Below are 26656 nucleotides of genomic sequence, written 5' to 3'. Positions count from 1 at the left end.
TCTTATTTCTTATACTCGAACTCTGGAATAGCCAGCCATCTTTTGCGCAGCTCATGTGCCGCATATTTCGGCTTTCGATCCCGAGTGAAGATGCCCTTTTTGTTCCCTTGAACCCGTATAACGCCTTGGGACGTGTTAAAATCAGCAAAATTCCAAACTTGTTCACCAACAAAGGTACTGAATTCATCAAACACTTCGTGATTTGCCCGCAGGTACTCGACCTGGAACTCTTCTGTAAACATCACAGGGTCTACATCATGCAAGCCGGCAATCGTGTCTGCCCCATACTCGGTCATTATGATTGGTTTGCCCGGGCAGCGTTTGCCCCAGCCATCCAGTTCCTCGCGCAGTTTGATTTTGGCTGCTTCCATATCTCCGCTTTGCACATACCAGCCGTAATATCTATTTAGTGCTAGCACATCAACAAGCTCTGCCACTTTGCACGTTTCAGGCGTTGACATCAGGTGTGTGACAATGGTCACAGGTCTTTTTTGCGGATCAAGTTCCTTGGCAAGCTCGACAAGCGGCTTGAAGTAAGCATCCGCTCCTTCTTCTTCTGAAGCCGGCTCGTTGGCAATAGACCACATGACGACACAAGGGTGATTTTTGTCACGCGCAATGAGTTCCCGAATGACATCCTGATGATGCTCTTTGGTGCGGAGTTCCTCCCAAGTTTTCCGCTTCGGACCACCTCCGAACATCGCCATGAAATTCAAGTGCAGCCCGACGGCAGGCGTCTCGTCAATGACAACAAGACCTTCAAGATCAGCGAGCCTCATTAACTCCTCCGAATAAGGATAGTGCGCTGTACGGAACGAATTGGCACCGATCCATTTCATCAAACGGAAATCGAGAACATTCGCCGCTTCGTTAAATCCTCTTCCATGAATCGCCGAATCCTCATGTTTCCCAAACCCTTTGAAATAAAACGGTTTATCATTAATCAGGAATTTCCCGTCTTTGACTTCAACGGTGCGAACACCAAATGGCTGCTCGTAAACATCGATAAGCTGTCCATTATCACTAATCTCAACTTTAAGTGTATACAAATAAGCTTTCAAAGGCTCCCACAGCTTCACCTCTTCAATCTCGATCAACCCCTGAAGTCCGCTGCTTTCTCCCACGACAACGCCCGACTGATCAACAACAGACGCCTTCACTTGTCCTTTGCCCGTAATTTCTACCTCGTACTGAACAAGTCCGTTTTGTTGGTTCCAATTGGTTAGAATGGTCACATCTTTCACATACACATGTGGAGTCGTATAAATTTTCACCGGTCTATGGATGCCTGCATAATTGAAGAAGTCAAAATTCGGGCTATTTTTCGCAACAAGGCCACGACCTGGAACGTCCTGCTCACTGTAAATTCCTACCGGCAGCGTCGTCTCGTCCACAATATTGTTCACCGCAACCGTCAACCGATTATGACCAGTAGTTAAAAAGGAATTGATTTCCGCTTCGAACGGTGTAAACCCACCTTTATGTTCCATAACCGCTTCGCCATTCACATAAACGACTGCTCGATGAGTCGCCGAACCAAAACGCAAGACAATACGCTCGGACATTAGTAAATTTAATACCGTGAAATCTCGCTCGTACCAGACCCAGCCAACGTGATTCCGTATATCTGCCGTAACGCCTACATCGTTGAAGGACGATGGCACTGACATCGGGATGGTCTCAGTAAGCGAAGAAGCGTACCATTTCTCTTGAAAGCCCTTTCCAAAATCCAATTTAAAATTCCAAATCCCGCTAAGATCTATGATTCCCCGTGACTCTGATACGATTGGATATAACATAACACCCGCTCCTTTTTATTCTCATTTGCAAACTCAACAATTAAGATTATACTAAGTTAACTAACTTCTAAGTAGGACGGAAACTGCATTTTAGGGATTATTTTAACATTCTAATCTGAAATAAGGAGATTTTTATGAGCGAACTTCAGTTTCATCTATCAGCAATTAGCACGACATTGTTTCACTTAACGGACATCAACACCGTCGTCTTGACCAGCAGCGGAACTGTCTTGTTAAATCATGAGCAAGATATCATCCCTGAATTTCTAAGCAGCTGGCAGAAGGAAGATATCGCGTTCCTTGCAGCGGAATCTCTAATCTCTCCTGAACAATGCTGCAAATACACGAATATATGGGGGTTTACCTACTTAGCCAAAGCTTTTCGATTACAAGAGGAACGCACTAAAATCATAGTCACAGGGCCATTCTTACTGCAGGTTCCGGACCTCAATAAACTATACTCGAAGTTCAAGTTGGATCAAGGAAAGCGAATCGAATTAGAAGGTTTTTATCGAGGAATGAAGTTAATTAGCGCCGCGAGGGTTCAAAGCATGGCCAATCTGTTCGAGCAAATCGAAGGCATTTCCCAAACGGATATCCGGGAATTAGAACTCCAACCACAGCCTGTCCGGTTCCCCCGTCAGAGAAAAAAAGAACTTATGCTGCAGCAGCCTGATGAGGTATTTATCGACCTGATTGAATTGCGTTATCAAATTGAACAGGAAATGATGCAAGCCGTCCAGCATGGAGATCATGAAACTTTGCAGAAAGTGCGCTCCAAAATGAAAAACTTGTACGACTTCTCCGAAAGATTCCCGAACCAACCGGTAAGAGCCTTAAGAAATGCGCTTATTATTTTAAATACCTTGCTGAGGGTAGCCGCCAAAAATGCGACTGTTCAGCCCTTTTTCTTACATCAAATCTCGGAGAAATTCGCAAAGCAAATAGAAAGAACTGAAACGATCGATTTTCTTAACAAATTAATGACGCTCATGTTCGACGAATATTGCCGTCTTGTGCGCCAGCATGCTGTAAAGGGCTATTCCCCGCTCGTTCAGAAGGTTATTCAATTTATTTCCTTGTATTATAATAAACCATTAAGTTTAGAGGAGCTTTCTCAGGAGTGCCACGCGCATCCAGCACATATTTCCAGGCAATTCAAAAAAGAGACGGGAATGACCGTGACCGACTTTCAGCAGAAACAGCGAATTGAAGAAGCAAAACCGTTACTGCGCAATGGCGATTTAGCCATCAAATGGATTGCCGAATCCATTGGTTTCGATGATGCCGGCTACTTCACACGCATTTTCAAGAAACTCGAAGGCATGACGCCAACGCAATTTCAAAAGAGCTAAATGAAGTGTCCTTCGTCTGCTTTATATTGGATTATGGACAAGTTAAATGATACAATATGGGAATAATATGAAAAAAACAAATCTGAGGAGTGATACAAATGGCATTAGATTTTTACTTGAATTTTAATGGAAATTGTCGTGAAGCGGTGGAATATTATGCAGAAGTATTCGGGACTGAACAACCGAAAATCATGACCTTTGGCGATACGCCATCAGACCCCGCCTACCCACTCCCAGAAGAAGCAAAATCCATGGTTATGCACGCTAGACTTACGATTAGCGGCAGTACCGTGATGTTCTCTGACGTCTTCCCAGGTATGCCTTTTGTAGCCGGAAATAATATTTCCTTATCCATGGTCAGCAAGGATATCGAAGAAATCAAATCCGCTTTCCATAAGCTGAAAGAAGGCGGCAAAGTAGGCATGGAACTCCAAGAAACTTTCTGGAGCAAGTGCTACGGCAGTTTGGAAGACAAGTTCGGCATCCAATGGCAATTTAACTACGATAACGGTGAGGTCGTCTATTAATTCCACGGGTGAAACAAAAACACGCCCTCTCTTTCCAGAGAGTTGACGTGTTTTTTGTTTACAAAATGGGAGAAATCAGCTTCGAGATGGACTCCAGGAATCGGATGCGAAGGGAGCGCTTCTCATATTCCTCCAGTGTTAGTTCCATACAACCTTCCATGTCCTTCCAAAATGTGGCTTCCAGCTTTTTCGCAGTTTCCTCGTGATACATCAGCGCATTCGTCTCAAAATTAAGCCGCAGACTTCGAATATCGAAGTTAGCCGTCCCAACCGATGCCACTTTCCCATCAACAACAATTGTCTTCGCGTGCAAAAAACCATAATCGTAGAGGTAACATTTCACACCGGCGCGAAGCAGTTCCCCCACATAATAAAGGGAAGCCCAATGGACAAACAAGTGATCCGCTTTCTCCGGAATCATGATACGAACATCTATGCCAGACAAGGCTGCAATGCGCAGTGCATTCAGCATGCTCTCTTCTGGAATAAAATACGGAGTCTGCAGCAGGATCCGTTTTTTGGCCATATGAATCATTTTGAGGAAGGTGTACACAAAATGCGGCCATTCTTCGTTAGGCCCACTCGCCACGATCTGCATCGGTACCTGCTGTGAAGTCCCTCCTTCTTCACGTTCTGGAAAATAACACTGATCCACTTCGACTGCTGTCGAAGAAGCTAAATTCCAGTCCAAGATGAAACGGGACTGAAGCGCACGAACCACACTTCCTGTTAAGCGAAGGTGGGTATCCCGCCAAAACCCGAAACGAGGATCCATGCCGAGATATTCATTCCCCACATTGAACCCGCCCATATAGCCGATTTTGCCATCAATAATGACTAACTTCCGGTGATTGCGATAGTTAACCCGATAGTTCAAATAAGGAATTCGCGAAGGGAAAAAGGCTGCCTTCTGCCCGCCTGCTTTCAGAAAATCACGGAAGAAAGAATCCTTTAACGAACGTGAACCAATATCATCATACAAAAATCGAACGATGACCCCTTGCTCCGCTTTTTTCGTTAAGGCCTGAATAATCCGCTTCCCCAATGCATCATTCTTGACGATGTAATACTGCATATGAATATGCGTTTTCGCGGCTTCGATTTTCAACATCAAATCACTGAATTTGCTTATCCCATCCGTGAAAATATCGACGCTGTTATCCTGGGTCAGAAATGCGTCATTCGAGGCCACGTTCAAATAAATCAAATCACGGTAGTCGCTGACCATCGGATTCAGATATGTCATCGTCCCGTTCATCAGCTGCTCCCGCTGTTCAGAGATGACCGTCTGCATTCTTTCCTGCATGCGCTGATTCCATTTGTACAGCTTTCTGCGGCTTAAATTTTGCCCTAACATCACATAGAGCAGAAAACCGAGAATCGGAATAAATAGAAGCACCATCAACCAAGACCAGGTAGCCGCCACGTTCCGGCGTTCCAAGAATACAACCGTAAGAGCAAGTAAAATATTAACAATAAAAAGTACAGTAAGTGCGTGCGATATCCAATCCATGTTGCCACTCCTAACCGTTGTTGTCAGTGGATCAGGAATATTATACCTTATTTTCGGCAATTTCGAAAAAAACCTCGTATTCTGGCTTAAGAACACGAGGTTGATCTTGCATTAGGTTATTTTTTTAATTAGGCATAACTTCCGTAAATAGTAAACGCCGCCTACTTTAATGACATCATCCGAATACGCTTCTATGAGTGTTCCTGAGTCTTCTAATTCGCCATCAAACCACACCTCAACAGGTGTTTGAAATAGCATGCAAAGATACATATCCGCATCGGTTAAACAATCTGTCGTCCTGCTCATCTGAACAAGTGCCTCCTCACCATTTTTCACGTGACAACATACATATCGTCATTTGTAAATGATAAATGAAGAGGAAGTAGGTAAAAAAGACTGGAAGCTATGAGCCTCCAGTCCTGATTTTTCCCTTTATTTGACCATTTCCTTATAAAGTCCGATATACTGCTGCGCGGACTTCTTCCAGCTAAAGTCGCCTTTTTTCATGTTCATCTGAATTTTCAACCAGGCGTCACGGTCATTTTTGTAGAAAAAGACCGCACGGCGGATCGTATGCAGCATATCATGCGCATTGTAATCTCTAAAGGAGAAGCCTGTCCCCTCGCCTGTAAACTCATTATATGGCAGAACCGTATCCTTAAGTCCACCGGTTTCTCGAACGATCGGCACAGAGCGATACCGAAGTGCGATCAACTGACCAATACCGCATGGCTCGAATTGAGATGGCATTAGGAACAAGTCCGAAGCCGCATAGATTTGATGGGCTAATGCCTCGTCAAAGCAGATCTGAGCGGATACTTTGTCGGGATGCTTCAATGCCGCTTGCTTGAACATCTCCTCATAATCGTATTCGCCTGTCCCTAGTACGACTAGTTGGATGTCTAGCGATAAGATTTCTGGAAGGACATGCTGGATGAGATCTAGCCCTTTTTGCTGCACCAAACGCGTTACAAGGGCAACCATCGGCACATCCTCTCTTACTTCCAAACTTAGGCGTTCCTGGAGTGCTTTCTTGTTCAATTGCTTTTTGGGCAGCGAATCTCGGTACGTAGACACCAGATGCGGATCATTCATCGGATCAAATACCTCATAATCAATCCCGTTCACGATCCCCGTCAGCTGGTCCCTTCGGTGACGCAGCAAGCTATCCAAATGTTCACCAAAGTACGGAGTTTGAATCTCTTCCGCATAGGTCTGACTCACCGTTGTAATACGGTCCGCGTACAGAAGCCCTCCTTTTAGGAAGCTGGCACCTCCATGCAATTCAAGCGCTGTTCCGGTAAAATGATCGTCGGATAAGCCAAACAGCTCCTTAAACAACGATTGGCTAAACACACCTTGGTATTTCAAGTTATGAACGGTCGTTAACGTTTTAATCTCGCTATAGAATGGCAGATGTTGATAATGAGCCTTCAACAGCACGGGAATCATGCCGGCTTGCCAATCGTGACAGTGAATAACATCCGGCTGGAAGTCGAGCAGCGGCAGCGTTTCGATAACGCCTTTGCAGAAGAAAGCAAAACGTTCTGCCTCATCGCCGTACCCATACACGCCGGAACGATTGAAATAAAATTCATTGTCCACGAAATAAAAAGTGACCCCATCCTGCTGCAGAACTTGAATGCCAATATATTGCTTTCTCCAACCGACATAGATATCATGTGTCACAGCCGTAGTCATCGCGTCCCGGTACTTGGCAGGAATCCCGCCATATTTAGGCAGGATAACTCGTACATCCAGCCCTTGCTGGATGAGTTCCTTCGGCAGTGAACCGATCACATCGGCGAGACCTCCCGTTTTGATAAAAGGAACTGCCTCTGAAGCTGCAAAGAGTACTTTCATCTTTCCACTCCTCCTGATAGTCGAAAAGCCGCCTATGGGAAGGCAGGCTTTTCGAATGTTATCTAGTTATGCGCTCAAGAAAGATACCGATTAGATCACTTTCGTTTTTGCCGCGATGAACGGTGCTTTGTTGTCACCTGTCAGGACGCGACCGCGGGAGATAAAGACATCCTTATCGAGAATCGCATTCTCAATAATGACATTTTCCTCGATTTCGCAGTTTTGGAGGATAATACTGTTTTTCACGTAAGCCCCCTTGCGAATTTTCACTCCGCGGAACAAAATGCTGTTCTCTACCTTACCTTCAATCGTGCAGCCGTTTGCGATCAACGCGTTTTTGGCTGCGGCGGATTCCAAGTATTTCGCAGGCGGTTCATCCTTGACTTTTGTATAGATCAGGTTCTTCTGGAAGAACAATTCTCTCCAGATCACTGGATTTAACAGCTGCATGCTGTGCTTGTAGTAACCTTGAATTGAATTCACGATGCCTACATGCCCTTCAAATTTATAGCCATACACACTAAGTTTATCAATATTTTTCATGATACCGTCGCGAACCAGGTGATCATACCCTTGAGCCAGGCAGGATTCTACCATGTCCAGCAGCAGCGCTTTGCTCATAATATACATTTCCATGGAAATGTTATTCGTCCGCAGTCTACCCGTGTGATCCTCCATAAGCGTCACTTGTCCGTTATCTTTGACGGCCAAGCGGCGGAATTTCCCTTGAATATCCTCATCCGTTTGCTTATAGATAACGGTAATGTCCGCTTGCGTATCCTCGTGATGACGGATGACATCGCGCAAATCAAGATTGCACACCATGTGGCTGCGGGAGATAATAACCAGCTCTTCTTTACCACGATAGAAATAATCCCGATGGCTGTAAAATTGATATAGATCTCCACGTGAAATACCCGTCGGCTCATCCATGACGGATGGAAGGACGAACAATCCGCCGCGCTTTCTGTCCAAATCCCACTCTTTCCCGGACCCCAGGTGATCCATCAAGGAACGGTATTTGTGCTGCGTAAATACGGCCACATTATCAATGCCAGAATTCACCATATTCGACAATGTAAAATCAATTAACCGATAGCGTCCACCGAATGGTACCGATGCAGGGCAGCGGAAATAGGTCAGTTCTTCCAAATCGTCCGGTTCATTCACTAAATTAATGACACCCATTACATGTTTCATCTGAGATCATCCCTTCTGTTTGGCAGTCGCTATTACTCGTTCATTGCCGCCTATGAGTGTAATTTCACCGTGACCGTCTACTACAGCGCCATCTTCCACGATCGTGTTTTCACCAATAATCGCTTTGTTAATCGTTACATTATTACCTATTTTGGCATTCGGCATAATGACGGAGTCTCGAATTTGGCTGCCTTCCCCCACTTGTACACCAAAGAACAAGACTGAATGATCGACATCTCCGAAAATCGCACAACCCTCATTCACGAGTGAACGCTTAATGTTCGCAGTAGGCGCTACATATTGAGCTGGTTGGTATGGATTTTGGGAGTACACACGCCAATCTTTATCATTAAGATTCAACTCGTTATGATCATCGAGCAAATCCATATTTGCTTCCCATAAGCTATCAATGGTACCGACGTCTTTCCAATACCCCTCGAACGGATAAGCATACATTCTTGCTTCATTTCGGAGCATCATCGGGATAATATCTTTACCGAAATCCTTACTGGAATCCGGATTCTCCTCATCCGCAATCAAATACGATTTCAGAACGCTCCAGTTAAAAATATAAATACCCATGGAAGCCAAGTTGCTGTTCGCTTCTTTTGGTTTTTCGGCAAATTCAGTTATTTCCTGATTCTCATTCACGCTCATAATTCCGAAACGGCTCGTTTCTTCCCATTTCACTTCGATAACGGCGATACTTGCATCAGCTTTCTTCTCTTTGTGGTAGGAAAGCATCTTATCATAATCCATTTTGTAAATGTGATCACCCGAGATGATCAATACATACTCCGGATCATACTGCTCAATAAATCCAATGTTGCGGTAGATGGCATTGGCGGTACCTTTATACCAGTCTCCGCCTTTTTGTTCCATGAACGGAGGCAACACAGTGACACCACCATTTTTGCGGTCCAAATCCCACGAACTGCCGATTCCAATATACGTGTTGAGCACGAGAGGCTGATATTGCGTCAAGACACCAACCGTGTCGATGCCTGAATTCGTGCAATTGCTTAGGGTGAAATCAATGATACGGTACTTCCCGCCAAAATGAACGGCTGGTTTGGCCAAATTATTCGTTAGTACGCCTAGTCTTCGTCCTTCTCCACCAGCGAGGAGCATGGCAACACATTCTTTACTGCGCATCTCTGATTTCCCCCTTCAACTTCGTTTTCTCTAGTTGGAATTCTTTTACACATTTTATATAAACAGCCGCAAGCGGCGGAATACACAGAGACAAACTATAGGGCAGTTCGTGGTATTTTCTTTTTTCACTTGTGATCGGCAGCTTGTTTCCTTGGCCGGAACCGCCAAATTCTGGAGCATCACTGTTGAAAACAACCTCGTACATGCCATTGCGCGGAACGCCGATTCGATAATCGGGATGCACCACCGGGGTGAAATTACAGATGAGAATCAGATCATCCTCAGCCTTATTTCCTTTGCGCATAAAAGTGACGACACTTTGGCTTTCATCATGCGGATTAATCCATTTGAAACCGTCCGGACTATGATCCTTTTGCCATAAAGCCGGCTGATCCAAATAAAATTGATTGAGCGCCTTCACGTAAACGTGCATTTGCTCGTGCTTCTCATAACCGTCCAGCAGGAACCAATCCACTTCCTCCTGGTCTTTCCATTCGTCGAATTGACCGAATTCGCTGCCCATGAACAGCAGCTTTTTGCCAGGGTGACCTGACATATATCCGTATAAAACGCGCAGGTTGGCGAATTTCTGCCAATAATCGCCTGGCATTTTATGCAGGAGTGAACGTTTCCCATGGACAACCTCATCGTGAGAAAAAGGTAAGACATAATTTTCACTAAAGGCGTACATAAAGGAGAACGTGATCAATTTATGGTGATATTTGCGATGAACGGGATCCAGCTTCATATAACGCAGCATATCGTTCATCCAGCCCATGTTCCATTTATAGTTAAATCCAAGCCCGCCATCATGCACGGGTGCTGTCACCAGTGGCCAATCCGTGGAATCCTCTGCCATCATAAGCGCATCCGGATAATAAGAGAAAACAACCTGATTCAACTTTCGCAAGAAAGCGACAGCTTCGGGATTGTCATCCCCGCCCCATTGATTCTTAAGGGGCTTCTCATTCCATCTGCCGAAATTCAAGTGCAGCATAGAAGCTACAGCATCAACCCGGATACCATCGATATGGTACATATCCATCCAAAAAATCGCATTTGAAATGAGGAAGCTCTGCACTTCCGGCCTGCCAAAATCAAATGTAAGTGTCCCCCATTCCAATTTCTCGGCTTTGCGAGGGTCTTGATATTCATAAAGCGGTTTTCCGTCAAACTGCCTCAAGCCATGCGCATCCTTGCAGAAATGCCCAGGGACCCAGTCCATGATGACGCCAATCCCTTTTTGATGACAACGATCGACGAAATGCATGAACTCTTTTGGTGTGCCATGCCTGCTCGTCACAGAGAAATAACCTGTCGCCTGATAGCCCCATGAGCGGTCAAACGGATGCTCAGCAAGCGGCATAACTTCAATATGTGTATAACCCATCTCCACGGCATAATCGACTAACTCGTCCGCAAGCTGGTCATAGGTATATAATTCTTCGCTATGTCTGTCTTTTTTGCGCCATGTACCTAGGTGCACTTCATAAATCGACAAAGGCTTATTATAGGCGGGAGCCAATTTCTTCTGCTCTAACCAAGCCTCATCTTGCCATTCGTAGCCTTCCAAATCGACAACACGTGAGGCTGTACCTGGACGCACTTCAGAATAAAAGGCGTAAGGGTCAGCTTTCAACAAAGTTTGACCTGTCTCGCTAAGGATTTCGTACTTGTAATGATCACCTTCACTAGCTTCAGGAACAAACAGCATCCAAACGCCGAGTGAACTGAACTTCTCCATACGGTGTTTACCGGATTGCCATTGGTTGAAATCGCCGAGCAAGTTTACTTGTTTGGCATTAGGCGCCCATACAGCGAAACGAACTCCTTCGTAACCTTTTCTTTTGCTAACATGCGCCCCTAGAATGCGATAGCTGTGATACAGGGATCCTTCATGAAGCAGAAACAAATCTTCTGAGCTGGGTATACCAACATTTGCCCCCATGTTATCCCTCCCATAATCGACCTTTTTATTCAAAATATGGATGTAACAATTAATCACATACAGTACAAATACAACAAGCAGGTGGAGAATTCCTTCAAACCCTCATATTAAAAAAAGGAAAATCCTTTATCCTAGGTGAATTACTAAAGTGACAGTCATTTGAAAGGTGGAAACCAGATTATGAAAGACAAGGTGAAAGGACTTATCGTAGGTTTAACGATCGGTTCGTTAATTAGCGGTACAGCTGCTTTTGCGGCTAGCAGTCAAATTGAAGTGGCCTTCCGCAGCATCAAATATATGTTTGATGGTGTCGAAAAAGTGCCTGCAGATGGAAAAGGTTTTGTTTATGAAGGTTCTACTTACGTTCCTCTTCGCTTCGTGAGTGAAGCACTGGGAAAAAAAGTCGAATGGGATGAAGCCAATGAAACCATTTGGATCGGAAGTAACCCGAATAAAGTTGTTGCTACCTATAAAGGCGGTACGGTAACAAAAGGCGAGTTCGATACTTTCTTTGCGATGCAAGGTATTTTAAATGCCAGTCATGCGGCTTCAAAGGATGACCCTGAGTATCAAAAAAGTGTATTAATGCAATTAATTCAAAATAGAATTCTTTATAGTAAATCTTCCGAAACTGACCAGAAATCTGCTAAAGAAAGTGCTCCTGATCAAATTTCTAAATGGAAAGCTAAATACGGTGAAGCTAATGTTCTAGATTCCTTGAAAAAAAACAAAGTGACTGAAACTGAACTTCAATATTTCTTGGTAGGCAGCTTAACAGCAGAAAACTATATCAAATCCAGTATTACCGATGAACAACTGAAAGCCAAATATGACGATAACCTCAAACAAGATAAAGATGCTTACACGATTGCTTCTGTCCGTCACATTTTGATTGGTTTAACAAACGAAGACGGAAGTGCAAAACGTACGAAAGAAGAAGCGCTTAAACTTGCTAAGGACATTCAACAAAAAATTAAGAACGGCGAAGACTTCGCGAAGCTGGCTAAAGAAGTAACAGACGATCCTGGCTCCAAAGAAACCGGCGGGCTTTATGAAGATGCAGGTGTTAGCGGTTGGGTGCCGGAATTCAAGAAAGCTGTGATTGAACAACCTGTTGGCGTTGTAGGTGACCCTATTGAAACACAATTTGGTTATCATGTGATCAAAGTGGAATCCAGATCCGTGAAATCTTTCGATTCCGTCAAGGATTCATTAAGAGGTTCACTGGAACAAGCGCAATACCAACAATTTGTAGAAAAAGAATTGCCCGGTTTGATTGAAAAGATCGATTTAAGTGAATAAATGGTGTACAATGAATGTTTGTTAAAGTATACAAGTTGAAGGATGGAATGCAACATGTTTTATGCAAAAGACTGGGTAGATTATGAACTTCTCGACACCGGCGGCGGCGAAAAGCTGGAACGCTGGGGTACGATCGTATTGAGAAGACCTGACCCGCAAATCATTTGGCCTTTGGAAAAAGAAACACCCGCATGGCGTCAAGCCGATGCTCATTATCACCGCAGCTCTAGCGGCGGCGGACAGTGGCAGCAGCATGCTGAACTGCCGGAACGCTGGACTATCACCTATGACCAGAAGCTGAGCTTTTATATTAAACCAACCAGCTTCAAGCACACGGGCCTCTTCCCTGAGCAAGCCGTCAACTGGAAATGGATGATTGATAAAATCCAAAACGCCGGAAGACCGATCAAGGTATTGAACCTATTCGCTTATACAGGCGGAGCTTCTCTGGCCTGTGCTTATGCAGGAGCAGAAGTTTGCCACGTTGATGCTTCCAAAGGTGTTGTACAATGGGCGAAGGAGAATCTGCATCTAAGCGGCATGGGCAGCCGTCCTGTACGTTTCATTACGGATGACGTATTCAAATTCGTGCAAAGAGAGCAGCGCCGCGGCAGCAAATATGATGCGATCATCATGGATCCTCCCTCTTACGGGCGCGGACCTAATGGCGAGACTTGGAAGCTGGAAGATGACCTCTTCCCTTTCATTCAAACCTGCCAGACGATCTTGACCGATAATCCCTTGTTCCTGTTAATTAACTCTTATACAACAGGTATTTCGGCTACGGTCCTGCAAAACATCTTAACGATGGCGATGAAAAGAAAACATGGCGGTACGATCTCAAGTGGAGAAATCGGCCTGCCGATCACTCACTCCGGCTTAATGCTCCCTTGCGGTATTCTGGGACGCTGGGAGTCCTAGCATGACTGGAGCTAAAGATGTTTCGGGAGCATCGCAAATTCCGATCCTTTTCGAAGACAACCACATTCTCGTGGTAGAGAAGCCCGTGAACATGCCAACACAAGAGGACGACTCGCGTGATCCTGATCTGCTGAACGTCCTGAAGGCGGATATCAAGCACCGGCACAACAAGCCTGGCAATGTATACCTCGGGCTTGTCCACCGGCTTGACAGGCCTGTAGGCGGCGTGATGGTCTTCGCCAAAACGTCAAAAGCCGCATCACGGCTGTCGGACGCTGTAAGAACTAGACATCTCGACAAAACGTATGTCGCTATTGTGCATGGCAAACCGCCACAGCCGACGGCAACGCTGCGTCACTGGCTCTGGAAGGACACGCGGACGAATACCGTCAGCGTTGTCAAACCAGGCCAGCACGAAGCCAAGGAGGCTGTGCTGGATTATAAGCTGCTCGGCAGCCAAGACGGTCTCAGCTTGATTCAGATCAAGCTGCATACCGGGCGGCCGCATCAAATCCGCGTGCAGATGGCCGCCATCGGCTGCACGTTGTACGGCGACCAGCGCTATGGCAGCGCGGTCAACAAGCCCGGCCAGCAGCTAGCGCTCTGGGCGACGGCTTTATCCTTTGAGCATCCAACACTCAAAGAAACGATGCGCTTCCGGTCGCTGCCGCCAGTGCAGCGGCCATGGAGTGAATTTGCAATCCCAGAATTGTAAATTCAACCCACACCGGAAAGTCGCTACTGCAATTAATTAGCAACTTTCCCCAACAAATAAATAAGCAGTTTCTGATTATGGGCGGAAACGCGGCTCAGGTAGGTGTCCAGCAGTTGTTCACGGACTAACGTACCTCGCTCGCATTCCGCTTTTCCTTTGTCTGTTACGTGTACCCATACGATTCGTCGGTCTTTCTCATCCCGCACCCGCACGATTAATTCACTTTTCTCCATACGATCTAATAGCGTTGTAACCGCTGCAGGTGTTGTAGATAAATATTCGATTAGATCTGAAGGCTTCATACGCTCGTTCGTCATAAGCAATTCTAATACGTTAAGTTGCCCTTCTGTAATCGTAGGTGCTAATCCTACTTCCATCTGGCTCTTCAATTCCTTAGACAATTTCAGCCACAGCTTTCCAAACTCATCGGAATACAACCTCACATCAACTCGCTTCCAACATCTACTATAACGCAAGTATAGCACGCATTTTCACTGGTTAAAAGGTTAATGCCGTTAATACTTTCCTACAAAAGCTGCACATTTCCGGGACATGCTGTGGCATGTTGTCGAGTCATCCACAACTTTGTCCGAACTTGAAGAATATCTCGACTTCTTTTTAACATTCCGCCCACTTCTAACATATACTGTGAAGCAGTTAGATTTGCAGATCACGCTAAGGAGTGGTTCAAAGTGGATGATTGGAAAATGGAGCTTGGCAAAAAGGCACTCGAGGCCGGCATGCTGAAAGACCCACAGTGGCTGGATCGATTAGACGAACCGATGCCCCTGTGGGTCTTATTAGAGTTAGCTTTTATGCTGATGGAGAAGCTGGATCCACCTACGGTCAGTTACGACTGAGGGAAACGCAGTACATCTATAATGGATTCTGTTTTGGTAACAGGTATAAGCTGTTTGCCTTGCGCTTTACGATCTTCCAGTGGCGCTGTCTCCGTTGAGAAGCGAAGCTTCTCTCCATTACTCATCACGGCTGTAATCTGATAATCCATTTTCACAATGAATGTTCGGATTAAACCTGTTCCATTCGGTCTCACTCGCTTACCTTCTTTAAACTCAAAGGTGAGAATACCTTTACCTCCACGCCCTTGAATTGGATAGTCTACGACAAGGGACCGCTTGGCATACCCGAGGTCCGAAATGACGAGCACTTCCCCCTCATCCCCATAAATCCACTCAGCCGAGACGACATCATCGTCTTCTTTGAGCTGGATGCCGCGCACACCCGCGGCTGCACGGCCCATCGGGTTTACTTCCTCCTCGCGGAAGCGGATGCTCATTCCCTGCTTCGTGACAAGCAGGATTTCCTTCGTGTTATCGCTGAGATGCACATGAAGGACTTCATCTTGCTCAGCAAGCTTACAAGCGACAAGCCCATTGGAGCGATTCGTCATGTACTCTTTGAGTTCCGTACGCTTCACTTGGCCTTTGCGGGTGACGAACACAAGTGATTTCGTTGGATCTTCAAAGCCTTTGACCGGAATCACACCCACGATACGGTCTTCTTTGGCGATTGGAATAACATTGACGATCGCGGTACCATTTTCTTTCCATTTGTACTCTGGCACCTGATGGACAGGCAGTAAGTAATACTGGCCTTTTTTCGTGAAGATCAACAAGCTCTCAATCGTATTCACGTCTAGCAAGAAGCGCAAGTAGTCGCCTTCCTTGAGACCTGTATTTTCCAGCTCTCCGCCGGATCGTGTAAACGAAAGCTTGCTAGTGCGTTTCAAGTAACCTTCGTTAGAAAGCGTGACGAACACGTCTTCCGGATTGACGAGCACTTCCAGATTAACTTTCAACTCCTCAACCTCGCCTTGAATCGCTGAACGGCGCTCAATGCCGTATTTCTTCCGGATTTCGCCCATTTCATCTTTAATTACACCTAAGAGCTTTTTCAAGCTGCCCAAAATGCCACGCAAATAAGCAATGGTTTTCTCAACATCTTTCAACTCTTTTTCAAGAGTTGTAATTTCTAAATTCGTTAACCGGTATAATTGCAAGACGAGAATGGCGTCCGCTTGACGCTCAGAAAAGCCAAATTTCTCCATCAGGTTGTTTTGTGCATCCTGCCGATTTTTGGACGCTTTAATCGTTGCGATCACTTCATCCAAGATGTTAAGCGCTTTGACTAGCCCTTCCAGCACGTGAGCGCGGTCTTCCGCTTTCTCAAGCTCATATTGCGAACGGAACGTGACAACTTCCTTTTGATGCTCAATGTAAGCTTCCAGAATTTCGCGAATACCCAATTGGCGCGGCGCTTTATTAACAATCGCCACCATATTGAAATTGTACGTGACTTGCAAATCCGTCTTCTTCAACAAATAAGCCAAAATTCCTTGTGCATCCGCATCCTTTTTCAGTTCAATGACGATCCGTAATCCGTTACGTCCGCTTTCGTCCCGAACTTCCGCGATACCCTCGACTTTCTTCTCCAGACGGATGTTCTCCATAGCAGTTACAAGGCGTGCCTTCACGACCTGATACGGAATTTCCGTGATCACAATTTGTTGTCTTCCGCCGCGCATGTCTTCGATCGCTGTTTTGGACCTTATGTAGATACGGCCTTTGCCTGTGCGATAAGCTTCACGTATCCCCTCTTCACCCATAATAATCCCGGAGGTAGGGAAGTCAGGACCTTTAACAATGGTCATTAACTCGTCAACTGTCATCTCAGGCTTGTCGATCATTGCTGTACAAGCATCAATAATTTCACGCAAGTTATGCGGCGGAATTTCAGTCGCAAAACCTGCCGAAATGCCGCTTACGCCGTTCACAAGCAGATTAGGATAACGCGCCGGGAGCACAACTGGCTCCTTCGTGGAGTTATCAAAATTATCTTTGAACATGACGGTACGTTTCTCAATATCACGAAGCAGTTCCATCGCTATTTCTGAGAGCCTGGCTTCTGTATACCGCATCGCTGCCGGCGGATCATCATCCAGAGATCCCCAGTTTCCATGGCCATCCACAAGTGTATGACCCATCTTCCATGGCTGTGCCATACGAACCATGCCATCGTAAATAGAGGCATCTCCATGGGGATGATAGTTCCCCATCACATCGCCGACCGTTTTCGCGGACTTGCGGTATGGTTTGTCAGGGGTATTCCCTGAGTCGTACATCGCATACAATACGCGTCGTTGTACTGGCTTTAAGCCGTCCCTGACATCCGGGATCGCGCGATCCTGGATAATGTATTTGGAATAACGCCCGAATCGATCGCCAACGATCTCTTCCAGATAGGCCGGTAAAAATTCTTCTAAAATACCCAACTTTCAGTCACCACTCTTTTTGGTCTACTCTACATATTCGGTAAAATCGACGTTCTCGATAATCCAACGTTTACGCGGATCAACTTTATCGCCCATTAGGGTTGTTACTCGGCGCTCCGCCTTCGCAGCGTCTTCAATTTGAACCTGCAGCAGTTGCCGGCTCTCCGGATTCATGGTTGTTTCCCATAACTGCTCCGGATTCATCTCGCCAAGTCCTTTGTACCGCTGTAACTCTGTATTCTTGCCAAGCTCTTTCACAACTTGCTGCAATTGGTCGTCGGTCCATGCATATTTATATCCGCCATTTTTGCCTTTTCTCGTCACTTTGTAAAGCGGCGGCTGCGCAATGTACACCTTGCCTGCATCAATCATAGGCTTCATGTAGCGGTAAAAGAACGTCAGAAGCAGCACTTGAATGTGCGCGCCGTCGGTATCCGCATCCGTCATAATAATAATTTTACCGTAGTTCATTTCTTCAACTTCAAACTCAGAGCCGACTCCTGCCCCGATCGCCGCAATAATCGCTTTATACTCGTCGTTTTTCATAATATCGAGCAGCTTTGCCTTCTCAGGGTTCATTGGCTTCCCTTTTAGCGGTAAAATCGCTTGATGTTTGGAGTCGCGCCCTTGCTTCGCGGAACCTCCCGCAGAATCTCCCTCAACGACGAACAATTCATTGCGCTGCAAATCTTTGGATTGCGCAGGGGTTAGCTTGCCGCCTAGATTGGAGCTTTCGCTCTTCCCTTTTTTCCCGCTGCGAATTTCTTCTCTTGCTTTACGTGCAGCTTCACGGGCTTTAGAAGCTTGAACAGCTTTCTTCAGCATCATCTGCGCGATTTGCGGATTTTCTTCCAGAAACACCGTCATCTTGTCCGAAACAACCGCATCCACCGCACTTCTTGCAATAGCGCTTCCAAGCTGATCCTTGGTTTGACCAACGAATTCGACATCGCCCATCTTAATATTGATTACGACCATCATACCTTCTCTTAGGTCGGTACCGTCAAGGTTTTTATCTTTCTCTTTGAGAATGCCCGCTTTACGTGCATATTCATTCATGACTCTTGTATAAGCCGTTTTAAAACCCGTTTCATGTGTACCGCCGCCGCGGGTCGGAATGGCATTTACGAATGATGCGATCGTTTCTGTGTAGCCATCATTGTACTGAAGAGCCACTTCAACTTCAATTTCATCCTTCTCAGAGGCAAAATGAATAACAGGATGAAGCACCGTCTTCTCTTCATTCAGGAACTCAACGAATTGGCTAGCGCCGCCTTCATACTGGAACGAATCCTGTTTATCCGTACGCTCATCTTTTAAATTAACTTGTAAACCCGAATTCAAGAAGGCAATCTCTTGCAAACGCTCGGATAAGGTGTCGTAAGAAATGGTGGTGCCGCCTTGGAATACGCGTTTGTCCGGCTTGAACGTAACTTTGGTCCCTGTCCGATTCGTATTGCCTATGACTTCAAGTTTCGTAACCGGTTCACCTACATGCTCAATGCCTGCATCATCCACCCAGTATTCGAAGCGCATTTTGTGCACTTTGCCGTCTCGGTAAATTTCAACTTCCAGCCACTCGGACAGGGCATTCGTAACCGAGGCTCCAACGCCGTGCAGTCCTCCGGATTTCTTGTACCCAGAACCTCCGAACTTACCTCCGGCATGAAGAATCGTATACACAACCTGCGGTGTAGGGACTCCTGTTTTATGCATACCTGTCGGAATCCCCCGACCGTTATCTTGCACCGTGATGGACTGATCTTTATGTATCGTCACACTGATTTTGGAACAGTATTTGGCAAGATGTTCATCTACCGAATTATCGACAATTTCCCAAATCAAATGGTGCAAACCGGAAGAACTCGTGCTGCCGATATACATCCCTGGTCGTTTACGAACAGCGACAAGCCCTTCCAGTACTTGAATATCATCGACATCGTAATCCGATGTTGGGGCTTTTCCATTTGCAAATTCTAGTTGCTCAGTCATTGAAGCCCTCCTTTTTCTAATATAGGGTTCTTTGATAGGAGTTCCGCGACTCCAAGTATCTTGTTAATTCAATATATCCTTGCGGGAGAAAACAGTAAAGGAAACAATCAGCGAAATCGCGGCCCAGACACTTAATACACTTAGCGAGAAGGCCAAATCCATACCTTTTATCGGCGGCAGACCTCCTGTAAGATACTTGGTTAAATCCAAGTTGACCATAAACAAATACTTCGCTGTTTCCCAAGATGACACCATGTTCGAAAGTATCGTCCCCGAAATTAAGACTGCGAGCATGACCCCCATACCGGCAGCTGTTGATCGAATGAGAACAGAGATCATTAACGACATCAGTGCGACGACTAATGCCGAAAACCAAACTAATCCAAACTCCATCAAGAGGAAGAACCACTGATCAACCGCTCTTACCAGGCTGAAGTCCACATCCGTGCCATTGATCTGAATGCCTGTAAAAATGGGCATCGTCCATCCGTTATAGCCGAAAACAAGGCCGGAAATCAAGTAACACAGCACGCCGGTTGAAAGAACCGTAAGCGAAGTAAAGAAAATAACAGTTATTAATTTGCTCAATAGGATTTTCCATCGCCGGACCGGTCTTGTCAACAATAATTTAATAGTCCCCGTAGAATGCTCGGATGATACGATATCTGCGGAAATGACCATGATGATCAGCGGAATGAATAAAGAGACGGCATTTTTGACAAATTCACGGGTAAAAGTAACGGCATTAGGCGAGCTCGGATCGACATCTTGATCCAGATAATAATTAGCAATCTGTATCTGCACTTTAAGCTGCTGTTTCCATTCATCCGGCGTACGTGCAGAGCTCAAACGCTTCTCCCAATCAATAATTTTCTGACGCTGATCCGCCTTCCAGTCTGTCGTTCCAAATTGCTTTTGTGTATTTTGAGCCACTCGCATTTGTGCATAAGTAAACATAGGAATAAGGGCAAGCAGGATCAGGATGATCACATAAAATCGTTTCTTCTTGATCATTTTGATGCATTCATTTTTGACGAGTTCATACAGAATACGCATTTCTTTCACCGTCCCCTATTGTATGGTTTCACCCTCGGTTAGGCTCAAGAACAAATCTTCCAGCGTTGGGTTCTTGATTTCTACAGCGTAAAGGCTAATTCCTGCTTCCATCAATTGCCTACTTATTTGCGGGACATGCTCTTTATCCATCTGGGTAACAATTTGTCTCACCGAATCATGTGTATGCATAAGATCTACTTGTCCAATTTCCTCAATCGCGTTCACAAGTGGAGACGCATCGAGAAGCCCCTCAGCCTTATCGGCCGGAGACACGGACCAAACCACTTTGCCGCCTTGCGCAATCAACTCATCTACCGCTCCTACCTGAATGACTTGGCCATGGCTAATAATCGCTACACGGTCACACATTTGCTGAATCTCGCTTAATAGATGACTGGAAACAAACAAGCTCAATCCATCAGCCGCCAAACGCTGAATAAATTCCCTCATTTCCTTGATTCCTTGCGGATCAAGTCCATTGGTAGGCTCGTCCAATATTAATAAACTCGGTCGCCCAAGAAGCGCTTGCGCGATACCAAGACGCTGCCTCATACCAAGGGAATAGGTACGAACTTTATCATGAATTCGCCCATCCATCGAAACAATTTCTACGACCTCATGAATTCTCTGCTCGTCAACATCCGGCAGCATTCTTGCAAAATGCTCGAGATTTTCCCATCCGGTCAAGTATGAATACAACTCCGGGTTCTCAACAATGCAGCCAACGTGACGCATGGCTTGATTGTGCTCCTTACGGACGTCAAATCCACAAATGTGAATCGTTCCTTCCGTTGGCCGAATTAAATCAACAAGCATTCGAATTGTTGTCGTTTTTCCAGAACCGTTAGGCCCTAAGAAACCGAAAATTTCTCCGGCGTAGACATCAAAAGAAATTCCCTTGATTATCTCTTTATTTTTAATTTGCTTTCTCAAATTTTTCACGGATAATACGGTATCAGGAACGATTACTGCTTCTGTCACTTTGCCTGCCCCCATTACTTCAGAATTTGTAAAATTCGATCTGCAATCCGCTCATAACCATCCCCATTAGGATGAAAATGATCAGCCGAAGACAAATATTTAATCAAATTTTGTTCAAACAAATCATAAGTCGGGACAATCACCATTTGTGGGTAACGATTGATCATTTCGAAAACGCCATTATTCCAGCGCTGTACAACGAGCGATCCTTCCTGTTTCGGATCCAAATCTAGAAATGGATGATATAAGCCTACGTACATCACAGTTGCCTTAGGGTTAGCTTTATTAATTGCTTCGAGAATTTTCTGCACTTTTTCGAGCGCCGGAGCCACTCGACTTTCCGCTGCCTCAGGGTTAAACTCTGTCTGGTTTTCCCCCTGAAAAAGTCCGTCTCCACCAGCAAAAATATCATTTCCGCCGATAGTAAGCAATATAATATCTGCCTGCGCGAGCGCATCCTGTGTCTTTTTTAGCGCCAGATCAGCTAGAAGCTGGTCGCTCTTGTAGCCTGGAATGGCTAGATTATTAAGCACAAATACCGGTTTGCCCGTTTCCTTCTCCAGCTTTTCACGGACGCGACCCACATAACCTTGGCCTGTATTGTCACCCGTTCCTGCCGTTAATGAATCGCCGAGCGCAACAATTTGCAGCTTTGCTTTGCTTTCAATCATCGATTCCTTCTTCGGAGCCTCCGTCGCCAATTGAAGCGATCCGGAAGCCTTCGGAAACCATATCTGATTCGCCGCGTAAGCAAATCCTACAGCGAAAACAATCGTGGTAATAGATGCGGTTAAGCCAATTGTTCCCCATATGAAGCGAGATGATCTCAAAAATGTCCCCTCCTGCGAATAAATGGCATAATTCATACTAAGAGTATAGCTTCTAGAATAAATTTGCAAACGCTGCACAAAGGCGGATCTCAAAAAAACGATCATATGTTCGTTTGGATAGTATATCATACTTGGTCATAATTCAAACAGTCTCAATTATTTTTTGGTTTGTGTGGGGGCTGTTGATGGTAGGATTGGGGAGCTCTAACGGACTGAGATGCCGCTATTGGTTATTTTTTGAGCTAATTTGGAATTTAACGGACACAGGTGACCTTACTCGTCTTGAAACTAGCTGAAACCCCTGTAAATTCGTTAAATAACAGCTACTCGGTCCGTTAGATTCTCAAAATTGGCTAACTTGGCCGAATATCGGCATGTGGGTCCGTTAGCAGGAGATATAGAGATATAGCGTGCTGGAAGGTTTCAGTAGGAAAACTTGGTCATACTTTTCCCACACTCTTAACCAAATAAAATAAACCTAGCGGTATGAACTTCACCGCCAGGTTCTTTTTTTAAGAACATAAACTAAACAGCATCCTGCAAAAACTTATACTGCGCTTGAATCAAGCCGTAATAAATTTTCTGCTCCTTCATCAACTCATCATGATTGCCGATTTCCATCATGCGGCCATGATCCAGCACGACGATTTTGTCAGCGTTGCGAATCGTAGAAAGCCTGTGCGCCACGATGAAGGAAGTCCGCCCGGCAAGAAGCGTTTTGAGGGCTTCTTGAATTTTCAGCTCCGTATCCGTATCGATACTGGCCGTCGCTTCATCCAGAATGAGCACTCGTGGATTCGCAAGCAGTGCCCTCGCAAAGGAAATCAATTGGCGTTGCCCCATCGATAACACATTTCCGCGCTCCTGTACCTCCGTGTCATAGCCATTCGGCAAGCTGACGATAAAGTCATGCGCATGAACAGCTTTAGCAGCTAGTTCAACCTCTTCATTCGTTGCATCCAACCGACCAAAACGGATGTTATCTCGAATCGTTCCGGAGAAAATAAACGTATCCTGCAGAACGACGCCAATTTGAGAACGCAAGCTTTGAATCGTAACATCCCGAATGTCAGTGCCGTCAACCATAATACGTCCTTCTGTAGGATCATAGAATCGGCAAAGCAGATTCATAATCGTACTTTTACCTGATCCTGTGTGCCCAACTAACGCAATAGATTGCCCTGCTTGCACATCCAGATTGAAACCTTTTAATGCCGGACGACCAGCCTCGTACTCGAATACGAGATTTTCAAACTTCACATTCCCTTTGATGTTAGGCAGATCTTTCGCGTCTTCAAGCTCAGCGACAGAAGGCTTTTCGTCGATAAATTCGAAGATACGCTCAGCAGAAGCCATTGCAATTAGCAGTTGCGAATACATTTGACCTAGGCGCGTAATCGGCTCCCAGAAATAACCTATGTAAGTAGCGAAGGCAACCAATAAACCGACTGAAATTTCTTCCGTTTGGATCAAATAAGCACCCATCCAGAAAAGAATGCAGTATCCGATTGCTCCTGTAATCTCGATGAGAGGACCGAACGTCTGATTAAGCATTGAAGCCCGATTCCAGGACAAACGGTTAACCATATTCATTTTGGTGAAAAACTGAATATTTTCTTTTTCCTGCGAATAAGCTTGGGTGACCCGTATCCCTTGAATACACTCATTCAAATGGGCATTCAGCCGCGATTGTTTCATCGTTACATCTTGCCAAGCATGGCGAATTTTTTTGCGCAGCTTGGTAGAAATCATGAACATGATCGGAACCGTTACAATAATGGCAGCCCCTAATTTAAAATTAAAGGTCAACAAAATAATAATGATTCCAACTAGCTGCATGACGTCAATCAACAGGTTGACGACCCCGTTCGTAAACAAATCTTGCAGCGAGTTCACATAATTCGTTACACGAACGAGGACAGATCCTGCTGGACGTGTATCGAAGAATCGGAACGACAGCTTTTGAATGTGGCTGAATAAATCGTGCCGCAAATCGTAGATGACGCGTTGTCCTATCATATTCGTGTATTTAATACGGAATGTATTTGCGAGCCATTGGATGATATATACGCCAAGCATGACACCGACAATAATTAGCAGCAAGTTCGCATTTTTAGGTATAATAGCATTATCAATCGCTTCTCTGATCAGTAGGGGTACCGTCAGTTTGGTTATAGCTCCAACCAGCATCATAATAATGATAATCGGGAGCATTTGTTTCTTATAGGGCTTCATATAACTAAATAAACGTTTCAATTGACCCCAATCGAAGGGCTTATCAATCAACTCATCGTCCTGGTAGACAAATCGCTGCCCGACTTGAGAATCTTCATTCTTCGCAGCCGCCTCGGCTTGATTCGATTTCGTACTCAATGTGCTAACCTTCTTTCTTGCAAAGAGGAATGGTTTCGCGTTGTCGCATTTATTTCACTATCTTTGGCTGCAGCAACTTGATCATCTTCAGTCGCTTGCTTCGGTTGATCCGCGTATTGAATATCGTAAGTTTGACGATAAAGGCCTTCCTGCTGCAGAAGTTCGTGATGTTTGCCTCTTTGAACGATTCGTCCTTTATCCAAGACGATAATTTCATCAGCATGCTTCAAGGAAGAGATCCGATGGGCAATAATAAATGTCGTTCTTCCTTGCATAACTTCGCTAAAGCCTGCTTGAATCTCGTGTTCTGTTTCCATATCAACAGCGCTCGTTGCATCATCAAGCACCAGGATTTTGGGATCTTTGATCAGTGCTCGAGCGATGGCAATACGTTGCTTTTGACCGCCTGATAAGCCTAATCCGCGCTCACCGACAACGGTATCATAGCCTTCCGGCAGCTCAGAAATGAAATCATGCGCTTTAGCCAGTTTCGCTGCTCGAATAATTTCATCCATCGTAACATCTTTGCGTCCATAAGCGATATTGTTAAGAATAGTGGAAGAAAATAAGAACGTTTCTTGGAAAACGGTTGCAATCTGGCTGCGATAGCTCTCAATCTCGAGCGAACGTACATCTTTGCCATCGAGCATGACTCGGCCATCTTTCACATTGTACGCTCTCATCAGCAGTGAAATCACCGTCGTTTTACCAGAACCCGTGCTGCCTAGAAGCCCGATAACTGAGCCTGCCGGAGCATCCAAATTGAAGTCATATAAAGCTGGCTGCTTTTCGGGATAAGCAAATGTCACATTGTCGAAACGCACATGCCCTTTCACTTGGCTGCTTGTTACAACGGCTGCATCCGCTTGATCTTTCACATGTAAATATTGATGCAAAATATCGAGAATTTTCTCGCCAGAAGCTTTCGTATTCGTAAAGTTGTTGATATGGAAACCAAGTCCCCACATCGGTCCGATGATGTACCAGATTAAGCTAAAGCATGCAACCAGCTCACCTAGGGAAATCGTATCCTGGATGACCATGTAACCACCGACGCCAAGCAGGACTACAACGCTCAGATTCGCCAGAATTTCCATAATCGGAAAATACTTTGCCCAAATCCCGGAACTTTCAATATTCATCGCCTTATAGTCCTCATTGCGAGCCGAAAACTTATCTACCTCATGAGCTTCGCGCGCGAACGATTTGACGGTCCGAACTCCTGTGATGTTTTCCTGTACCGCGGTTGTCATCGAACTAAGCGATTGACGCACCATCCGGAATGCGGGATGAATTTTGCCTTCAAAACGAATGGCCGTAAACGCCAGAAATGGCATCGAAATCATGGTCAGTAAAGCTAACTTCCAATTGATGGAGAACATCATGCTCATGCCGAAAATCAGCATTAATAGAACGTTTAATAGTTGAGCGAAACCAAATCCGATAAATTGCCGGATGGCTTCCAAATCAGCCGTCAATCTGGACATCAAGTCCCCTGTTCTTGCTTGATCGTAGTACTGAAAGGATAAATACTGCAGTTTGTTATAGAGCGCATTCCGCAAATGATACGCCACCCGGTTGCCCAATCGGCCCCCGAACAAGCCATGCAGGAATTGAAACATCCCCTTCGTAGATACGACAATCACAACAATAATTGCTAATTTCGGAACCACTTCAAATTGCTTTTTTGCGATCACGTCATCGATGAGATACCGGAGTAAATTTGGATAAACGAGACCTAATGCAGTTGCTAGGGCTAAACATAAAATTGCTCCAAAAAACAGTTTTTTCTCTGGCCAAAAATAGGGCTTCAGTTGCCTGAATACATCCACTC

21 protein-coding genes are annotated in these 26656 nt (G+C 45.3%); 6 read left to right on the top strand and 15 right to left on the bottom strand.

The window, feature by feature from the left end; translation table 11 throughout:
* Positions 1-2: 2 nt before the first annotated feature.
* Positions 3-1799 (bottom strand): beta-glucuronidase, encoded by a 1797-nt coding sequence (uidA, locus tag RQP52_RS03125; protein WP_315949390.1) that lies wholly within the window; start codon positions 1797-1799, stop codon positions 3-5.
* Positions 1800-1933: 134 nt separating this feature from the next.
* Here uidA and RQP52_RS03120 point away from each other — a divergent pair, with 134 nt between their 5' ends.
* Both RQP52_RS03120 and RQP52_RS03115 read left to right on the top strand, forming a co-directional pair.
* Positions 1934-3154, top strand: a complete 1221-nt coding sequence (locus RQP52_RS03120; RefSeq protein WP_315949389.1) for an AraC family transcriptional regulator — start codon at positions 1934-1936, stop codon at positions 3152-3154.
* 98 nt (positions 3155-3252) lie between these two features.
* Entirely contained in the window at positions 3253-3681 is a 429-nt protein-coding gene (locus tag RQP52_RS03115; protein WP_315949388.1) for a VOC family protein, read from the top strand.
* Between the two features lie 58 nt (positions 3682-3739).
* Here RQP52_RS03115 and cls read toward each other — a convergent pair whose 3' ends face one another.
* From cls to glgB, 6 genes are all read right to left on the bottom strand, one after another.
* Positions 3740-5194 carry a cardiolipin synthase gene (gene cls / locus RQP52_RS03110; protein WP_315949387.1) on the bottom strand — a complete coding sequence of 485 codons (1455 nt, stop codon included), beginning with the start codon at positions 5192-5194 and terminating at the stop codon, positions 3740-3742.
* Positions 5195-5305: 111 nt separating this feature from the next.
* Complete coding sequence (locus RQP52_RS03105; RefSeq protein WP_315949386.1) at positions 5306-5500, bottom strand: hypothetical protein; 195 nt, start codon at positions 5498-5500, stop codon at positions 5306-5308.
* A gap of 126 nt (positions 5501-5626) precedes the next feature.
* Positions 5627-7057 carry a glycogen synthase GlgA gene (glgA, locus tag RQP52_RS03100; protein WP_315949385.1) on the bottom strand — a complete coding sequence of 477 codons (1431 nt, stop codon included), beginning with the start codon at positions 7055-7057 and terminating at the stop codon, positions 5627-5629.
* A 90-nt stretch (positions 7058-7147) separates the two neighbouring features.
* Complete coding sequence (gene glgD, locus RQP52_RS03095; RefSeq protein WP_315949384.1) at positions 7148-8257, bottom strand: glucose-1-phosphate adenylyltransferase subunit GlgD; 1110 nt, start codon at positions 8255-8257, stop codon at positions 7148-7150.
* Between the two features lie 6 nt (positions 8258-8263).
* Positions 8264-9412, bottom strand: a complete 1149-nt coding sequence (locus RQP52_RS03090; protein WP_315949383.1) for a glucose-1-phosphate adenylyltransferase — start codon at positions 9410-9412, stop codon at positions 8264-8266.
* Positions 9402-11360: a 1,4-alpha-glucan branching protein GlgB gene (glgB, locus tag RQP52_RS03085; protein ID WP_315949382.1), complete on the bottom strand. Its 1959-nt coding sequence runs from the start codon at positions 11358-11360 to the stop codon at positions 9402-9404. The genes RQP52_RS03090 and glgB overlap by 11 nt, the downstream gene beginning before the upstream one ends.
* Before the next feature lie 180 nt (positions 11361-11540).
* On the opposite strand from glgB, the gene RQP52_RS03080 reads away from it, so the two are divergent.
* The 3 genes from RQP52_RS03080 to RQP52_RS03070 are packed head-to-tail and all read left to right on the top strand — an operon-like array spanning position 11541 to position 14298.
* Positions 11541-12662 (top strand): peptidylprolyl isomerase, encoded by a 1122-nt coding sequence (locus tag RQP52_RS03080; RefSeq protein ID WP_315949380.1) that lies wholly within the window; start codon positions 11541-11543, stop codon positions 12660-12662.
* Positions 12663-12716: 54 nt separating this feature from the next.
* Positions 12717-13583: a class I SAM-dependent methyltransferase gene (locus tag RQP52_RS03075; RefSeq protein ID WP_315949378.1), complete on the top strand. Its 867-nt coding sequence runs from the start codon at positions 12717-12719 to the stop codon at positions 13581-13583.
* Position 13584: 1 nt separating this feature from the next.
* Positions 13585-14298 carry an RluA family pseudouridine synthase gene (locus tag RQP52_RS03070; RefSeq protein ID WP_315949376.1) on the top strand — a complete coding sequence of 238 codons (714 nt, stop codon included), beginning with the start codon at positions 13585-13587 and terminating at the stop codon, positions 14296-14298.
* Between the two features lie 32 nt (positions 14299-14330).
* Here the strand turns inward: RQP52_RS03070 and RQP52_RS03065 are convergent, their stop codons facing one another.
* Complete coding sequence (locus RQP52_RS03065) at positions 14331-14735, bottom strand: MarR family winged helix-turn-helix transcriptional regulator (RefSeq protein WP_127451825.1); 405 nt, start codon at positions 14733-14735, stop codon at positions 14331-14333.
* A 255-nt stretch (positions 14736-14990) separates the two neighbouring features.
* Between RQP52_RS03065 and RQP52_RS03060 the strand changes: the two genes are divergently transcribed.
* The gene (locus tag RQP52_RS03060) at positions 14991-15158 is read left to right on the top strand and encodes a hypothetical protein (RefSeq protein WP_157324573.1); all 168 of its coding nucleotides are present in this window, start codon (positions 14991-14993) and stop codon (positions 15156-15158) included.
* Here RQP52_RS03060 and gyrA read toward each other — a convergent pair.
* The 7 genes from gyrA to RQP52_RS03025 all read right to left on the bottom strand — a co-directional run bounded on the left by gyrA (position 15149) and on the right by RQP52_RS03025 (position 26654).
* Positions 15149-17590, bottom strand: coding sequence for a DNA gyrase subunit A (gene gyrA, locus RQP52_RS03055; RefSeq protein WP_315949375.1), 2442 nt, complete (start codon positions 17588-17590; stop codon positions 15149-15151). The two genes, RQP52_RS03060 and gyrA, sit on opposite strands and share 10 nt — an antisense overlap.
* Positions 17591-17614: 24 nt before the next feature.
* Positions 17615-19582 (bottom strand): DNA topoisomerase IV subunit B, encoded by a 1968-nt coding sequence (parE, locus tag RQP52_RS03050; RefSeq protein WP_315949374.1) that lies wholly within the window; start codon positions 19580-19582, stop codon positions 17615-17617.
* A 63-nt stretch (positions 19583-19645) separates the two neighbouring features.
* Complete coding sequence (locus RQP52_RS03045) at positions 19646-20638, bottom strand: ABC transporter permease (protein ID WP_157324828.1); 993 nt, start codon at positions 20636-20638, stop codon at positions 19646-19648.
* A gap of 15 nt (positions 20639-20653) precedes the next feature.
* Positions 20654-21634 (bottom strand): ABC transporter ATP-binding protein, encoded by a 981-nt coding sequence (locus RQP52_RS03040; protein WP_379172767.1) that lies wholly within the window; start codon positions 21632-21634, stop codon positions 20654-20656.
* Complete coding sequence (locus RQP52_RS03035; protein WP_315949369.1) at positions 21634-22449, bottom strand: GDSL-type esterase/lipase family protein; 816 nt, start codon at positions 22447-22449, stop codon at positions 21634-21636. Before RQP52_RS03035 ends, RQP52_RS03040 begins: the two co-directional genes overlap by 1 nt.
* A gap of 525 nt (positions 22450-22974) precedes the next feature.
* Entirely contained in the window at positions 22975-24822 is a 1848-nt protein-coding gene (locus tag RQP52_RS03030; RefSeq protein ID WP_315949368.1) for an ABC transporter ATP-binding protein, read from the bottom strand.
* Complete coding sequence (locus RQP52_RS03025) at positions 24819-26654, bottom strand: ABC transporter ATP-binding protein (RefSeq protein ID WP_315949366.1); 1836 nt, start codon at positions 26652-26654, stop codon at positions 24819-24821. The genes RQP52_RS03030 and RQP52_RS03025 overlap by 4 nt, the downstream gene beginning before the upstream one ends.
* Between the last annotated feature and the right edge of the window lie 2 nt (positions 26655-26656).

It is taken from the genome of Paenibacillus violae (genome assembly GCF_032461945.1).
In the GTDB taxonomy this organism is placed as follows: domain Bacteria; phylum Bacillota; class Bacilli; order Paenibacillales; family NBRC-103111; genus Paenibacillus_E; species Paenibacillus_E violae.
The sequence above is the reverse complement of the archived record's forward strand: the minus strand, read 5'-3'. Positions and strand labels throughout refer to the sequence as shown.

What these genes read in the sequence shown, in the direction of transcription:
- uidA (WP_315949390.1), bottom strand. Translation starts at nt 1,799, where the DNA reads ATGTTATATCCAATCGTATCAGAGTCACGGGGAATCATAGATCTTAGC.
- RQP52_RS03120 (WP_315949389.1), top strand. Translation starts at nt 1,934, where the DNA reads ATGAGCGAACTTCAGTTTCATCTATCAGCAATTAGCACGACATTGTTT.
- RQP52_RS03115 (WP_315949388.1), top strand. Translation starts at nt 3,253, where the DNA reads ATGGCATTAGATTTTTACTTGAATTTTAATGGAAATTGTCGTGAAGCG.
- cls (WP_315949387.1), bottom strand. Translation starts at nt 5,194, where the DNA reads ATGGATTGGATATCGCACGCACTTACTGTACTTTTTATTGTTAATATT.
- RQP52_RS03105 (WP_315949386.1), bottom strand. Translation starts at nt 5,500, where the DNA reads ATGAGCAGGACGACAGATTGTTTAACCGATGCGGATATGTATCTTTGC.
- glgA (WP_315949385.1), bottom strand. Translation starts at nt 7,057, where the DNA reads ATGAAAGTACTCTTTGCAGCTTCAGAGGCAGTTCCTTTTATCAAAACG.
- glgD (WP_315949384.1), bottom strand. Translation starts at nt 8,257, where the DNA reads ATGAAACATGTAATGGGTGTCATTAATTTAGTGAATGAACCGGACGAT.
- RQP52_RS03090 (WP_315949383.1), bottom strand. Translation starts at nt 9,412, where the DNA reads ATGCGCAGTAAAGAATGTGTTGCCATGCTCCTCGCTGGTGGAGAAGGA.
- glgB (WP_315949382.1), bottom strand. Translation starts at nt 11,360, where the DNA reads ATGGGGGCAAATGTTGGTATACCCAGCTCAGAAGATTTGTTTCTGCTT.
- RQP52_RS03080 (WP_315949380.1), top strand. Translation starts at nt 11,541, where the DNA reads ATGAAAGACAAGGTGAAAGGACTTATCGTAGGTTTAACGATCGGTTCG.
- RQP52_RS03075 (WP_315949378.1), top strand. Translation starts at nt 12,717, where the DNA reads ATGTTTTATGCAAAAGACTGGGTAGATTATGAACTTCTCGACACCGGC.
- RQP52_RS03070 (WP_315949376.1), top strand. Translation starts at nt 13,585, where the DNA reads ATGACTGGAGCTAAAGATGTTTCGGGAGCATCGCAAATTCCGATCCTT.
- parE (WP_315949374.1), bottom strand. Translation starts at nt 19,582, where the DNA reads ATGACTGAGCAACTAGAATTTGCAAATGGAAAAGCCCCAACATCGGAT.
- RQP52_RS03045 (WP_157324828.1), bottom strand. Translation starts at nt 20,638, where the DNA reads ATGCGTATTCTGTATGAACTCGTCAAAAATGAATGCATCAAAATGATC.
- RQP52_RS03040 (WP_379172767.1), bottom strand. Translation starts at nt 21,634, where the DNA reads ATGGGGGCAGGCAAAGTGACAGAAGCAGTAATCGTTCCTGATACCGTA.